We start from the raw sequence: 13,795 nt of genomic DNA, 5'->3' as shown, positions 1-13,795 counted from the left end.
GGCATTCGTTTGCTATCCGCGTTCGCGTGCCGCCCGCCAGCACGATGACCACTGGGAGGTGTGCTGTGCTCCGCCTGAACTTCGCCCGCAATTCGCGCTCCGCGGCAGCGCTTGCCCTGGCGCTTGCCAGCGCTTTCTGTTTTGATGCTAACGCGGCCACGCCGCCTGCGGCCTCCACCAAGCCGCCCGCCAGTAAAGCAGCCGCCGATAAGGCCGCAAACGACAAGGCGGCTAACGACAAGGCCGCCAGCGACAAGGCAGCCGCGCAGCCGGCGGCCGCCACACCCGACTTCTTCTCGCTCGCCGAGCGCTACGGTCCCGCCGTCGTGCACGTGATCGCGCGCAGCGCCGACGACCCGTCCGCGCAGCCCGAGCAGGAGGCCATCGACGCCGACGATCCTTTCTTCGCCTTCTTCAGGCGCGCGCCGAAGCCGGCGTCCGACGCGGACGCCAGCGGGCCGCGCGTGATGACAGGCATGGGCTCCGGGTTCATCGTCAGCCCCGATGGCGTCGTGCTCACCACGGCGCATGTCGTCGACAGCGCCGGGCAGGTGACCGTGCGGCTCACGGACAAGCGCGAGTTCAAGGCGGAGGTGGTCGGCGTCGACCCGCAAAGCGACGTTGCCGTGCTACAGATCGACGCGCACGGTCTGCCGTTCGTGAAGCTCGCCGAAACGGCGAAGGTGCACGCCGGTGAGCCGGTGCTCTCGATCGGCTCGCCGGACAGTTACCAGAACACCGTGACGACGGGCATCCTCAGCGCGACTTCGCGCACGCTGCCCGACGGCAAGTCGTTCCCGTTCCTCCAGACCGACGTGGCGGTCAACCCCGACAACTCCGGCGGGCCGATCTTCAATCGCGCGGGCGAGGTGATCGGCATCGACGTGCAGATCTACGCCGACACCGGCCGCTACGGCGGCCTGACCTTCGCGATTCCGATCGACGCCGCCAACCAGTTCCGCGCCCAGTTGCAGGTGAGCAAGGCGGCGAACGCCGGCGGCGCCAATGCGGCGAACGCGGCGAATGGAGCCAACGGGGCAAACGCGGGCAACGGCGGCACGATCCGCACGTTCGGCATGCAGGTCGAAGACGTGAGCCCCGGGCTCGCGGCGGCGCTCGGCTTGCCGCACGCGGGCGGCGCGCTCGTCGATTCCGTCGACCCCGCCTCGCCCATGGGCAAAGCGGGTATCCGGGCCGGCGACGTGATCATGCAGGTCGGCACCAAACCCGTCGACCGGGCCGCGACGCTCGCCGCCGCGCTCGCAGCGGTGCCGCCCGCCACGCCGGCTGCGCTCAAGGTGATCCGCAACCGGCGCCCGGCGGTGGCCGGGTTCTCGAACACCGCGTACGAGGCCAAGGCGGAGGATGCGCCTGCTGCTGCGGCAGGCGCAGCAGGCGCAACAGGGGCAGCAGCGGCACAGGCAGCCGACGCCGAACAGGCAGCGGAAAAGACCGACGCGCCAGTCGCGCCCGCCGCCGGGGATGCGGCAAGCAAGGCGCCGCCGGCCAATGTGCACGCCATGAAGACGGTGATGACGGACACGGGCGCCCCGCTCGCCCAACCCGTCGCCGCACAGGCCCCGCGCCACGCCGCGGACCGCATCGGCCTCGTCGCGCACGCGCTGAGCGAAGAGGAAAAGCGCTCAACCGGCCTGCCGCTCGGTTTGATGGTGGACGCTTCCACCGGCCCCGCCGCGACGGCGGGCGTGCGGGCCGGCGACGTCGTGCTGTCGCTCGACGACACGCTAGTCGAATCGCAGGAGGAAGCCGCCGCGCTCGAAGCCAAGGCGACGAAGAGCGTGTCGCTGCTGATTCAGCGCAACAACGCGCGCAGCTTTGTTGCGGTGAAGCTCAGGTAAAGCTCAGGTGAAGTTCAGCTGACAGGCCTGGAACAAACAAGCGCGGCACGGCGGCCTGACAAGCCGCCGTGCCCGCGCCCGGCGGTGCTCAACTCGGCGTCAACTGCGCATAAACGTCGTGCGCGAGCTGCAAAAGCGCCTTGCGGTCGATACCGCCGGAAAGCGCGTACCCGAAGTCGCCGTCCACCCAATAGAACACGTTCACCGGTCCATCCTGATACAGCTTGAACGCCGTGGTGTTGGCGCTCGTCTTGCGGTGCGAGATACACAGCGTCACGCGCTCGCCTTGCGCGTTGTGATACATGAACTGCGCAACCTGGCCGCCGTCGTCGGCGGGCAACAAGCGCCCGCCCGAAAGCTCGAAGCCGCTCTTCGACAGCATCGGCGCGCGCACATTCGTGCCGAGCCGGTTGGCGAGCCACTTCACGAAGTCCTGCTCCTGGCTGTCGTCCATTGCGTCGGGCCGCACCACCGTCGGCATGTAGACCACGTGTGCGAGCGCCGCCTGCCGTGCGAAGCGCATGGAGCCGTCCGCGCTCACCGCGTGCAGCTCGCCGCCGCCCGCCACGCCTGCGGGTCCGCCTGTGGCGCCCGTGCCGCTCGTGCCGTAGTGCATGCCCCAGCCGATTGCCACGCCCAGCACGAGCGTCGCCGCGAGGCCCGCGAAGCGCGGCCAGTTCGACGCCGGCCGCGTGTTTTGCACCGTTTGCACCGTTTGCACCTGCGGCTCGGGCTCGGGCGCGGCCACGCGCAGGCGCGCGGGCAGCGGCTCGTTGAGCACGCGGTCGTAACGCTCGTGCAGCAGGTTGTTGAGCGCGAAGAAGTCGCTCGCGCGCGCGGCAAGCTCGGGATTGCGCTCGAGTTCGCGCTCCACGTCGGCGCGGCGCGCCTCGGAAAGCGTGCCGTCCACGTAGGCGTGGATCTCGTCTTGCGTGACTGGATTTTGTTGTTCGCTCATCGCACCACCTTCAGATTCGCACGCGGGACGGAACCGGCCATGAGCGCGCGCAGGCGCTCACGTCCCCTCGACAGACGCGACATGACCGTACCGATCGGTATGTCCAGCGCCAATGCGACGTCGGCGTAGCTCATTTCCTCCAGTCCTACCAAAAGCACCACTTCGCGCTGCTCCACCGGCAAGCGCTGCAGCGCGAAATCCAGATCGCGCACTTCGAGCGCGCCCGTCTGCGTGGCGGGCACGGCGTAGTCGGTTTCGGGCACGCTTTCGTCGTCGACGGAAACATGCGCGCCGCGCGCTGCCGACTTGCGCACCTGGTTCACGAAGATGTTGTGCATGATCGTGAAAAGCCAGGCGCGCAGGTCGGTGCCCGAGCGAAACAGCTCCGTGCGGGCGATCGCGCGCTCCAGCGTGTCCTGCACGAGGTCGTCGGCAAGCTCGCGGTTGTTGATCAGCGCGCGCGCGTAGCGTCGCAGGCGCGGCACGTGTTCTATCAGCTCGTCACGGATGTCCATGTTTCATCCTGGATTGCTGCAAGGGTCATTGCGCGGTTTGCATCGCCGGGTGGCTTCACGATCCTTCGCCCTCGCGCGCCGGCGGCGTGGCGAGCGTCGCGAGGTCCGCCGCGCGCATCAGGCCGCGCGTTTGCGCGTTGCCCGCGAGCACCCAGCGCGTGCCATGCTCGCGCCACATCAACAGCCTCAGCGGACCCGCGCGGTGCGCGCTCCACTGGGGCGCCGCGCCCGCCAGCCAGGCGCGGCTCGCGAGCAGCACCACGCGCTCGCCCTGGCTGTTCTCGTAGACATAGCGCTGCGCGTTCGCGAACGGGCCAACCCGCACTTCGCCGCCGCCCAGGAAGTGCAGGCCTGCCGCGCCGAAATCGAACGGCGCACGCGCCGCGCCTGCTTCCAGCGCCTCCGGCTGCCCGTTTTCGGCCTCCATCAACGCCATGACCGCGGCGTTGTTCAAGACTTGCTGCGACGGCTCAGTCACGGCGACCCACGCCAAGGCGGCGCTCGCCAGCGCCAGGGCCGCCGCGAGAGCGATAGCGTAGCGCAACACCCGCCCGCCTCGGGCCGTAGCGGTGCGCGGCTGCGCCGTCTGCGCGGCCTGCGCCGGGTATGCGTCGCGAATCTGCGCGTTCAGGCGCCGGTAGAACAGGATGCGATGCCATTCGCCGGGTTTGCCCGCAAGGTAGCGCCGCACATGCGCCGCCCGCGCGCCGGCGAGCGTGCCGTCGCTATAGGCCTGGATATCGGCTTCGGAAATCGGCGGCTCGTCGAGCGGCCCGCGGAACTTCATGATCGTGATGCGATGCTGATTGGGTGGCGATGCGGGGACTAACACGCGGCGGCGCCGATTATTCCTGCGGGCGGCGAAATTCCCCCTTTTGCGTTCGCACGGCGCTCGAGCGATTTTGCGCTGCGCTGCCGCTCTTGCATCGCATACGCATAAAAAAACGCCACATTACCCGCATTGAATAATATTTGAATTATTTCCTTAAAAGCGCGTGCGAGCATCACGCCCAATGGCCGCACACCCTGCGGCAGGTTCGTGATTTACGGGAATTCAAGTGAAAAATGCTGCTCGCCTCATTGCCTTGTCGCTCGCGCTGCAAGGTCTCGCCACTCACCCTGCCATTGCGCAAAGCACGCTCAACTACACCACGTCCTGGATCGGCAACAGCTTCGGTTTTGGCGACGGCAAGTGGATGCAGCAAGACGTGGAGGCCATTGCCGTCGCGCCCGACGGCACCGTCTACGCGAACGCGCCGTGGGACGAAAGCGGCAGCGAGATCGGCGTCTACCGCGGCGGCGACAAGCTCGCGGTGGCTGGCAATACGCACGGCTGGGGCAATGCGGGCGGCGACGCCATCGCGGCGAACAGCACCTATGTGTATGCCGCGATGTCGATCGGCAACGAGAGCAACGGCCTCGTGGGCGCGGACTATCCGCCCGCCAACCAGACGTGGTTCGGCGTGACGCGCCGCCTGCGCGCGGACGTGACGCTAGGCGCGCCGTTCGCGAGCGGCATTGGCAACAGCGCGAACGCGACGAAGAACAGCTTTTTGCGCGTGCTCGCTGCGCCGAGCACTGGCGACGGCGCCGTGCGCGGCCTCGCAGCCACCGATACCGAGCTGTACGTTGCCGATACCGCCGACAACCGCATCGTGGTCTACGACGCGCAGACCATGCGTCAACTGCGCTCGTTCACCGTGCCCGCGCCGGGGCGCATTGCGCTCGCGAGCGACGGCACGCTGTGGCTGATCCAGGGCTTGCAGGCCGCGAGCGGCCCGAGCATTGGCCACTACCGCAAGGACGGCACCGCGCTCAACGACGCGCCCGTGCTGCCCGCCGGCACTGTGCCCACCGACCTCGCCTTCGCGCCATCCGGCCAGCTCTCGATTGCCGACAACGGCCCCTCGCAGCAGATCCTGCTCTACGCGCGCGCGTCGAACGGCCAGATGACGGCAGCCGGCTCGCTGGGCACGCGCCAGGGCATCTTCCATGTCGTGGCGGGCACGCCCGGCGACTGGCGTTTCAACGGCATCGCCAGCATCGGCTACGACCAGGCGGGCAATCTGTATGTCGCGCAGAACGGCCAGGGGCCGCGGCCGTACGGCACCGCGCTCGTCGGCCAGGGCGCGGTGCTGGAAAGCTACGCAATGGGCACACGCACGCTGGGCTGGCGCCTCGATGGCCTGACCTTCGTCGATGCCGCGGCCTTCGACCCCACCAACGCCGCGAACGTCTTCACCGGCTCCAAACGCTTCACGCTCGACTACCGCCAGGCGCCCGGCAAGCAATGGACCTATGCGGGCTTCACGCTCAACCGCTTCGCGTATCCGGACGATCCCGCGCTCCATTCCACGCGCGGCGTGCGCGGCTCGCCGATGGTGCGCCGCTTCAACGGCCGGCGCTTCCTCTACACGCTCGACCAGTACGCGCACTACCTGGACATCTACCGCTTCTCGAGCGCGACCGATGGCGAAGTCGCGATTCCCTCGGGCCTGCTCGCCCAGAATCCGATGCCGGGCACCTGGCCCACCGGTCAACCGGCCTACGGCGAATGGATGTGGCGCGACGCGAACGGCGACGGCCATGTGGACGCGAGCGAGATCGCTTCGAACCCCTCCACGGGCGCAACCGTCGGCAACGGCTACTGGTGGGTGGACACGCCCGGCAATGTATGGCTCGCCACGCCGCTTTCGGGCATTCGCGAGATGCCGATGCAAGGTCTCGACGCGCAGGGCAATCCCCAGTACACCTATGCATCGTCGAAGATGTTCGCAATGCCGGCGCCGTTCAACCGCATTGCGCGTATTGTCTACGTGGCCGAAACCGACACGATGTACATCACCGGATTCACGGCGAATATTCCGTGGGACGCGTCGCACTGGAAGGAAGCGGGGCCTGTGCTCGCACGTTACGACAACTGGTCGAGCGGTTCGCCCACGCTCACATGGCAGGCGTCGTTGCCCTGGAACACGAGCAGCAGTCCGCAGGTGACCACGGTGGGCATTGCCGTGGCCGGAAACTACGTGTTCATCGCGGAGCTTTACACGCAGAAGATCGACGTGTACGACGCGCGCAGCGGCCAGCTCGCCGGCTCGATGACGCCCGGCGCCAACGTGGGCAGCACGAGCGGATGGGTGGACATTTATATGGGCATGAGCGCGGCGCAGCGCGATAACGGCGATTACGTCGTGCTCGTGGAGGACGACGCGCGCGCGAAAATCCTGATGTACGACTGGACGCCGCGGTAAACCTTCAGGCTTTACGAGCGCCCCGACACCTGCGTGGAAAACGCCACACGATTGCGCCCGTCGCGCTTGGCCCGATAGAGCGCGGCGTCGGCCTCCTCGATCAGCGCCGTTTCCGCGAGGCCCGGCGCGGGCGTGAGCGTGGCCACGCCAATGCTGATCGTGAGGTGCTCGCTCACGGCGGAGCCCACGTGCGGCAGTGCGAGTCCCGCCACGTCGCGGCGCATTTTCTCGGCGAGCAGCCGCGCGCCCGCACTGCCCGTGCCCGGCAGGACGACTGCGAACTCCTCGCCGCCAAAGCGCGCCACGAGGTCGCGCGGCTGCCGGATCTCGCGGCGGATCGTCGTCGCCACCGAGCGCAGCACGTTGTCGCCCGCCACGTGGCCGTAGGTGTCGTTATACGGCTTGAAGTAGTCCACATCGATCATGAGCAGCGACACTTCGGTGCGCTCGCGCTCCGCGCGTTTCCACTCGGCGCTCAGGAATTCGTCCAGATAGCGCCGGTTCGAGAGGCCGGTGAGGCCATCCGAATGCGTGAGGCGGCGCAGTTCGAGGTTCGCGCGGAGCAGTTCCTGCTGCGAGCGGCGCAGCGCGCGATAGGCCTCGTCGCGCTGGAGCATGTTTACGTAGGATCGCGAATGATATTTCACGCGGGCGATCAGCTCGACGCTGTCCGGCAGCTTCACGAGGTAATCGTTCGCGCCCGAGGCGAACGCCGCGCTCTTGATGGCGGGCTCTTCCTTGGTGGAGAGCACGATGATCGGCACGTCGCGCGTCGCGTCGTTCGCGCGATAAGCCCGCACGAGCGTGAGCCCGTCGGTGCCCGGCATCACGAGGTCCTGCAGGATCACGGTCGGGCGCACTTCCTCCGCCATGCGCACGGCCTGGTCGGGATGCGCGCAATAGTGGAAGTCGATCTCGCGTTCGCTCGCGAGCGCCCGGCGCACGGCCTCGGCCACGATCGCCTGGTCGTCCACCAGCAGCACCATCATCGGCATGTCGGCGGCGGGCAGCGTTTGCTCCAGCGCGCTGCGCACGGCGTCCAGCGCAACGGCGAGCGAGGCGTCGTCGGCGCTGCCGGGGTCGAGGGCGGCATCCGTGCCGCCCGTCTCGAGGCCCGTGCTGTCGGCAACGTTTGCGCTGATTGGAAGAGTGGACTTCTCGGTCATGATGTCGGTCGCGTCTCGTGATGGCTGGCGTCTAGCCGGCAGATTGATGCGGTGATTTCACCCGGCTCGCAAGCTCGGGGGCAATGGCGTCGAGCGGCAGGATCGCGCGCGCGGCGGAAAGCGCCGCCGCCGCCTTCGGCATGCCGTACACGGCGCTCGTCGCCTGGTCCTGGGCGATCGTGTGCCAGCCCTTCGCGCGCATCGCCTTCAGGCCAATGGCGCCGTCGCGCCCCATGCCGGTGAGCAGCACGCCGATCGCCTCGCCCGTCCAGCACTCGACGAGGCTGTGAAAGAAGGTATCGACAGAGGGGCGGTACGGTGTCTCGGCCGGCTCGCGAGTGTAAGCCAGCTTACCGCTCGCTGTCATGCGCAGATGATCGTTGGTCGCGGCGAGCAGCACGCATCCGGGCGCGGGCTGCTCGCCTTCGAGCGCAATGCGCACCGTGAGCGGTGTCTGGTCGTCGAGCCAGGCGGCCATGCCCGCCGCGAACGACTGGTCCACGTGCTGCACGATCACGATGCCCGCGCCGAAACCGGCAGGCAGCGCGCCAAGCACGGCGGCGAGCGCGCTGGGTCCGCCCGCCGAGGCGCCGATCGCGACGAGCGGCGCCTTCGGCATGCCTGGCGCAGTTGCGGCCGGCGCGCGCGCGGTGAAATCGGGCGCGCCGGATACGCGCCCGATCTGCTCGATCTTCGCGAGCAACAGGTCCATCGTGCGGCGCGTGTCGGGCCCGGCGAGCGTGGGGGTGTCCACGGCATCGAGCGCGCCCGCGCCCATCGCCTCGTACACGCGCCAGGCGTTCGCGCCCACGCTGCTCGTCACGATCAGAATGGGGCACGGCGAGCGCGCCATGATCTGCCGCGTGGCCTCCACGCCGTCGATCTTCGGCATCACGAGATCCATGAGGATCACGTCGGGCACTTGCGCCGCGCAGAACTGCACGGCTTCCTCGCCGTTCGCGGCGACCCACAGCACGCGATGGCCGTGCCGCGTCGCGATGGCCTGACGCAGCGCCTCGACGGCGAGCGGCATGTCGTTGGCGATACCGATTTTCATCCTGTCGACTCCCCGATCAGGTCGCTTACGGCGTCGAGCAGCGCTTCGTCGTGGAAGCTGCCCTTGGTCAGATAATAGTCGGCGCCCGCGTCGAGGCCGCGCCGCCTGTCGTCTTCACGATCCTTGTACGAGACGATCATCACCGGCACGTTGCGATGCATCGCGTCGCCCTTGATCATCATGACGAGTTCGATGCCGTCCATGCGCGGCATGTCGACGTCGGTGATCACCAGGTCGAAGTGCGCATTGCGCAAGGTGTTCCAGCCGTCCATGCCGTCCACCGCCACGGTCACGTCATAGCCGCGCTTTTCGAGCAGCTTGCGCTCCAGCTCGCGCACCGTCAAGGAGTCCTCGACAACGAGAATACGCTTGCGTGCGCGCGCACCGTCAAGGGCTGCGCCGCGCGCCACGCCGGCGAGCTGACCGTCGCGCACGAGTCGCGCAACCGACGTCACGATGTCCTCCACGTCGACGATCAGCGCGACCTCGCCGTCGTCGAGCAACGCCGCCGCCGAGACGTTGCGCACCTTGCCCAGACGCGCATCGAGCGGCTGCACGGCGAGCGTGCGCTCGCCCGCGAAGCGGTCCACGGCCACGCCATAGAGGCCCGCCTCGCTGCCCACCAGCACCACGTTCAGGTCTTCCGTGGCCGCGGGTTCGGCGCCTGCCCCGAGCAATTGGCGCGCGGTGACGAGTCCCACCGGCCGCCCTTCGAAGGCAATGTGCTGCTGCCCTTCGAGCATTTCGATCGTGCTGCGCGGCACGCTGAGCGCGCGGCGCACGTGCGCGAGCGGAAATGCATAGGCTTCGCCCGCGACCTCGACGATCAGGCTGCGCACCACCGAGAGCGTGAGCGGCAACTGCAGCACGAAGCGCGTGCCCTGCCCCGCCGCGCTCTCGATGCGCACGGTGCCGCGCACGGCCTTCGCGAAATTCTGCACGGCGTCGAGGCCGACGCCGCGGCCCGACACGTCGGTCACGGTGTCGCGCATCGAGAAGCCCGGCAGCAGCAGGAAGTCGAACAGTTCGGCGTCGGACATCGCGGCAACGGCCTGGGGCTGCGCGAGCGAGCGCGCGACGATGCTCGTGCGCAGTGCGTTCAGGTCGATACCCGCGCCGTCGTCGGCCACGGCGATCAGCAGTTTGCCCGCGCTATGGCGCGCTTCGAGCGTGAGACTTGCCTCTTCGGGCTTGCCGGCGCGCCGCCTTGTTTCGGGGTCCTCGATACCGTGATCGAGCGCGTTGCGCAGCAGGTGGCCGAGCGGCGCGTCGAGCATTTCGAGGATGTCCCGGTCCACTTGCGTCGACTCGCCGACAATCGCGAAGCGCACGCGCTTGCCGAGCGAGCGAGCAAGGTCGCGCACCACGCGCGGATACGTGTGCGCCGTGTCGCCGAACGGCCGCATGCGGCATTGCAGGGCCTCGTCGTAGAGGCGCTGCGCGAGTTGAGTGCCGCGCCGGTCAATGCGGTCGATGTCGTCGAATCGTTCGGATAGCTGATGATCCAGCGACGCCAGCACATCGCGTATGCCGGCGAGCGCGGCGCGTGCGTCGGCGTCGAGCGCATCGGCGTGGCGTTCCTGGAACTGCCCCAGCGCCGCGAGCACGTCGCCCTGCGCGCGGCGCGTGCGCAAGAGACCTTCGGCGAACGGCCGCATGCGGCGCGACTCCACCAGCGATTCGCCTGCGAAACCGAGCAAGCGGTCGAGCGTGCCGGCGCGCACGCGCAGCATGCGCTCGGCGTCGGTTGAACGGGGCTGCGCGGGCCGCGCCAATGGCGCGGATTCGACTTCGCCGGATAACACGGCCTCAGGTTCCGGTTCGGATTCGTGCTCCGGCTCGGGCAGGCGCAGCGATGCCGCAAGCGCAGCGAGGTCGTCGGCTTCCGGCACTCGCACGCTCGCGTTGGCGTCAGCGTTCGCCGCGCCGGGCTGCACTACACCCTGCAGGCGCGCCACGAACGCCGCAACCGCATCGTGCGTAATCGGCGCCGCCGCAACGTCGCCCGCCGCGCTCAGCAAGTCGATGCCAACGAGCAGCGCGTCGATGCGCGCCGCGTCGATGCGCAATTCGCCGCGCTGCGCCGCCACGAAGCAATCCTCCATCGCGCTCGCCACCTCGACCGCCTCCGGCAGTCCGACAATGCGCGCCGCGCCCTTGAGCGAGTGCGTGGCGCGCATGCACGCTTCGAGCGTAGAGGCATCCTCGGGAGCGGACTCGAGCGCGAGCAGGCCCGCGGAAAGCGTGCGCGTCTGCGCCGCCGCCTCCTCCTGGAAGAGGTCGAGCAGCGAGCGGCGGCTCAGTTCGTCGTCGCTCATCGCAAACTCCTTGCAAGCGCATCGAATAGCACGTCGGCGTCGAGCACGCCCACCGAACGCCCGCGCCAGTGCGTCACGCCGCGCACATGCCGCCCAGCCGACTGCGCAAGCGTGGCGGGCGCGGGCAGCAGCGCATCGGCGCCGAAGCTCGTGACGCCCTCCACGGCGTCGACGGGAAACGCCGTCGTCGCACCCGCCCATTCGGTCACGAGCAGGCGCGGCGTGGCGGCGCGCCGTTGCGCGCCTGCCGTAGCGGCTTGTGGCATCGCAACTTCGATACGCAGAAGCGCCGCCAGCGATACCGCGAGCGTGAGCACGCCGCGCACGTTCACCACGCCCAGCACGGCAGCGCTGCGACGGTGCGGCAACGTGTGGATGGCGCGCGCTTCGTCCACGTGGCGCAGCGCGGTAGCGGGCAGCGCGAGCCACTCGCCGCCCACGCGAAATACGAGCGAGCCTTCGTGGCGCGTTTGCGGGCCGGCAGACTCCGGCACGCGTTCGGGCGCTGGCGCAGATGACGCAAGCGGCGCGGGCCGGTCGAGCATGCGCGCCGCCGCCTCTTCGAAAACCGGGCAATTCAGGCAGCGCACACACGTCTGAAGCCGCGGGCACGAGTTGTCGCCGAGCGTGCCGATGGTTTTCCAGCATGGGTCAAGCGGTTGCGCTGCGAGCACCAGGTCCTCCGTGAAGTCGCGCTCAGGCATGCGTACCTCCTGCATCCGCCGCGCCGCGCTGTGCCATCTCCTGCGCCACGCGCTTCGCGCGGCGCATCAGGCGGCGGGCACCCTCGCCGTCGCCCTGCACTTCGAGCAGCGCAGCCAGATGCGTGAGCGCTTCGTAGTGCGAAGGCTCCAGATAGATGGCCTTGCGATAGTGCGCGAGCGCCTCGGCAGCACGGCCCTGCGCATCGGCGATCAGGCCGAGCAGGTACCAGGTATCCGCATTTTGCGCCAGCGCCTTGGCCGCTTGCGCGGCGAGGCGTTCGGCCTCGTCGAGCGCACCGGCATCGGCTAAGCGCCGCGCGTCGGCGAGCGCGGCTTCGGGCGTGGCGCCCACACACTCCGCGCCCGCAGCCGGTGCGCGCACCACAGCGGCGGCGCGCGGAGCCGGCGCGCCGTGCAAGGGCCGCAGCGCGTGCCGCGCCGGCGCAGGCCTTGCACGGTGTGCCGCTGCGGCCACGGGCGCGTCGAGCGGCGTGAACACCGGCGCGCTGCCGAATGCGGGCGCCGCTGCCGTAGCCGCGATCACCGGCAGCGGCGTGAGCGCGGGCGGCACCGCTGCCGCCGGGCTCGCCGGATGATGATCCGTCGTCGCGCCGGGTTCGGGCGTGCGAAAACCGAACGCGAGCGGAATATAGGCGGACACCATTTCATGCCGCATCATCAGCCCGGTTTCCGCCGGTCCCACGAAGATCATGCCGCCCGCCGTGAGGCGCGCGCGCAGCAGGTCGATGGCGCGGTCCTGCGAGGCGCGGTCGAAATAGATCAGCACGTTGCGGCAGAAAATGAAGTCGTAACGCACCGGGTGCGGGGCGAGCCATTCGAACAGGTTCGCGCGCTCGAACGTCACGGCGCGCCGCACTGTTGCGGCGATACGCCAACCGTCGGGCGTCGCTTCGAAGTAGCGCTCGCGAAACGCGAGGCCGTCGCCGCGAAACGCATTGCGGCCGTACACCCCGCGCGCGGCCGCCGCGATGGACTGCGCACTGATGTCGATCGCGTCGATGGCGAACTGCTCGTGCGCGAGCCCCGCGTCGAGCAGCGCCATCGCCGCCGAGTAAGGCTCCTCGCCGCTCGAGCACGGCGCGCTCAGCACGCGCAGCACTTCGCCCGGCTGCGCGGCCAGCCGCTTCGCACCGAGGCGCGCGAGCGCGGCGAAGGCCTCGCGCTCGCGAAAAAACCAGGTCTCGGGCACCACGAGCGCGTCGATCAGCGCCTGGCGCTCGGCCGGCGTGGTCGTGAGTCGCTGCCAGTACGCTTCGCGCGCCCATTCAGGCAGCACGGCGCCGCTCATCCACTCCCTGCGCGTCTCGGCCGGATGCAGGTCCGCCTGAACCTCGAGCGTCACCGCCGCCCGTGCGCCCACCGCGCGCGCGAGCGCGTTGGCGCCCAGCGATTCGGCGTCGATGCCGGTTTCTTCGAGCAACCAGGCGGCGAAGCGCGGGTCGACCTGTCTCATGCCGCGCCTTGCCACGAAGGCGGGTCGGGAAAGAGCAGCGCACGCACGCGCGCGTCGAGCAGTTGGGCAACTTTCACCCACTGGACAAAACCGCGCTCGTCGCGCGCCACGGGCCCAAGCCACCGCGCTTCGGGCGTGGCGATGCCGCCTTCGGCGAAGCGCTCGGGCGCGATCGACTGCGTGCGCGTCGCGCTTTCGAGCAGCAGCGCGAGGCGGCGCGGCGGCACCTGAGAGGCGGCCGCGCCAGCGTCGTCCTCGCGGTCATACACGAGCACGAGCCGCGTGGACATGAGCGCGCGCGCGGGCCGCCCGAGCGCGAGCATCGGCAGATCGACCACGGGCACGGGCGCGCCCTCGTAGTCGATCACGCCGGCGATATACGCGGGCGTGCCCGGAAACGCGCGCACGGGAGCGAGCGGCAGCACGTGCGCGATCTCGCGGGCATCGAGCGCGTAGCGCTCGCCGTCCAGTTCGAACACCAGGAAGAGCATCG

Annotated in this window: 11 protein-coding genes; 2 read left to right on the top strand and 9 right to left on the bottom strand. The window is 69.2% G+C overall.

Annotation, left to right across the window (positions count from 1 at the left end; all coding sequences use genetic code 11):
• Positions 1-65 precede the first annotated feature (65 nt).
• Positions 66-1,859, top strand: coding sequence for a trypsin-like peptidase domain-containing protein (locus U5A52_RS29815; protein ID WP_321937284.1), 1,794 nt, complete (start codon positions 66-68; stop codon positions 1,857-1,859).
• A gap of 88 nt (positions 1,860-1,947) precedes the next feature.
• Here U5A52_RS29815 and U5A52_RS29810 read toward each other — a convergent pair whose 3' ends face one another.
• Genes U5A52_RS29810 through U5A52_RS29800 form a run of 3 tightly spaced genes read right to left on the bottom strand, consistent with a single transcriptional unit; the run spans position 1,948 to position 4,164 of the window.
• A complete protein-coding gene (locus U5A52_RS29810; protein ID WP_321937283.1) occupies positions 1,948-2,817 on the bottom strand; it encodes an anti-sigma factor in 870 nt (289 codons plus the stop codon).
• Positions 2,814-3,332, bottom strand: coding sequence for a sigma-70 family RNA polymerase sigma factor (locus U5A52_RS29805; RefSeq protein ID WP_321915537.1), 519 nt, complete (start codon positions 3,330-3,332; stop codon positions 2,814-2,816). Before U5A52_RS29805 ends, U5A52_RS29810 begins: the two co-directional genes overlap by 4 nt.
• 55 nt (positions 3,333-3,387) lie before the next feature.
• Positions 3,388-4,164, bottom strand: a complete 777-nt coding sequence (locus U5A52_RS29800) for a transcriptional regulator (protein WP_321915536.1) — start codon at positions 4,162-4,164, stop codon at positions 3,388-3,390.
• A 226-nt stretch (positions 4,165-4,390) separates the two neighbouring features.
• Here U5A52_RS29800 and U5A52_RS29795 point away from each other — a divergent pair, with 226 nt between their 5' ends.
• A complete protein-coding gene (locus U5A52_RS29795; protein WP_321937281.1) occupies positions 4,391-6,583 on the top strand; it encodes a hypothetical protein in 2,193 nt (730 codons plus the stop codon).
• An 11-nt stretch (positions 6,584-6,594) separates the two neighbouring features.
• Here U5A52_RS29795 and U5A52_RS29790 read toward each other — a convergent pair whose 3' ends face one another.
• The 6 genes from U5A52_RS29790 to U5A52_RS29765 all read right to left on the bottom strand — a co-directional run bounded on the left by U5A52_RS29790 (position 6,595) and on the right by U5A52_RS29765 (position 13,793).
• Entirely contained in the window at positions 6,595-7,578 is a 984-nt protein-coding gene (locus tag U5A52_RS29790; RefSeq protein ID WP_321915608.1) for a diguanylate cyclase, read from the bottom strand.
• 202 nt (positions 7,579-7,780) lie between these two features.
• Positions 7,781-8,806, bottom strand: coding sequence for a chemotaxis response regulator protein-glutamate methylesterase (locus tag U5A52_RS29785; RefSeq protein WP_321937279.1), 1,026 nt, complete (start codon positions 8,804-8,806; stop codon positions 7,781-7,783).
• Positions 8,803-11,124 (bottom strand): hybrid sensor histidine kinase/response regulator, encoded by a 2,322-nt coding sequence (locus tag U5A52_RS29780; RefSeq protein WP_321937278.1) that lies wholly within the window; start codon positions 11,122-11,124, stop codon positions 8,803-8,805. Before U5A52_RS29780 ends, U5A52_RS29785 begins: the two co-directional genes overlap by 4 nt.
• Positions 11,121-11,828 (bottom strand): chemotaxis protein CheW, encoded by a 708-nt coding sequence (locus U5A52_RS29775; RefSeq protein ID WP_321937276.1) that lies wholly within the window; start codon positions 11,826-11,828, stop codon positions 11,121-11,123. Before U5A52_RS29775 ends, U5A52_RS29780 begins: the two co-directional genes overlap by 4 nt.
• The gene (locus U5A52_RS29770; protein ID WP_321937274.1) at positions 11,821-13,302 is read right to left on the bottom strand and encodes a CheR family methyltransferase; all 1,482 of its coding nucleotides are present in this window, start codon (positions 13,300-13,302) and stop codon (positions 11,821-11,823) included. Before U5A52_RS29770 ends, U5A52_RS29775 begins: the two co-directional genes overlap by 8 nt.
• Entirely contained in the window at positions 13,299-13,793 is a 495-nt protein-coding gene (locus tag U5A52_RS29765) for a chemotaxis protein CheW (RefSeq protein WP_321937273.1), read from the bottom strand. The genes U5A52_RS29770 and U5A52_RS29765 overlap by 4 nt, the downstream gene beginning before the upstream one ends.
• Positions 13,794-13,795 lie beyond the last annotated feature (2 nt).

It is taken from the genome of Paraburkholderia sp. J8-2 (assembly GCF_905220195.1).
Lineage (GTDB): Bacteria > Pseudomonadota > Gammaproteobacteria > Burkholderiales > Burkholderiaceae > Paraburkholderia.
The sequence above is the reverse complement of the archived record's forward strand: the minus strand, read 5'-3'. Positions and strand labels throughout refer to the sequence as shown.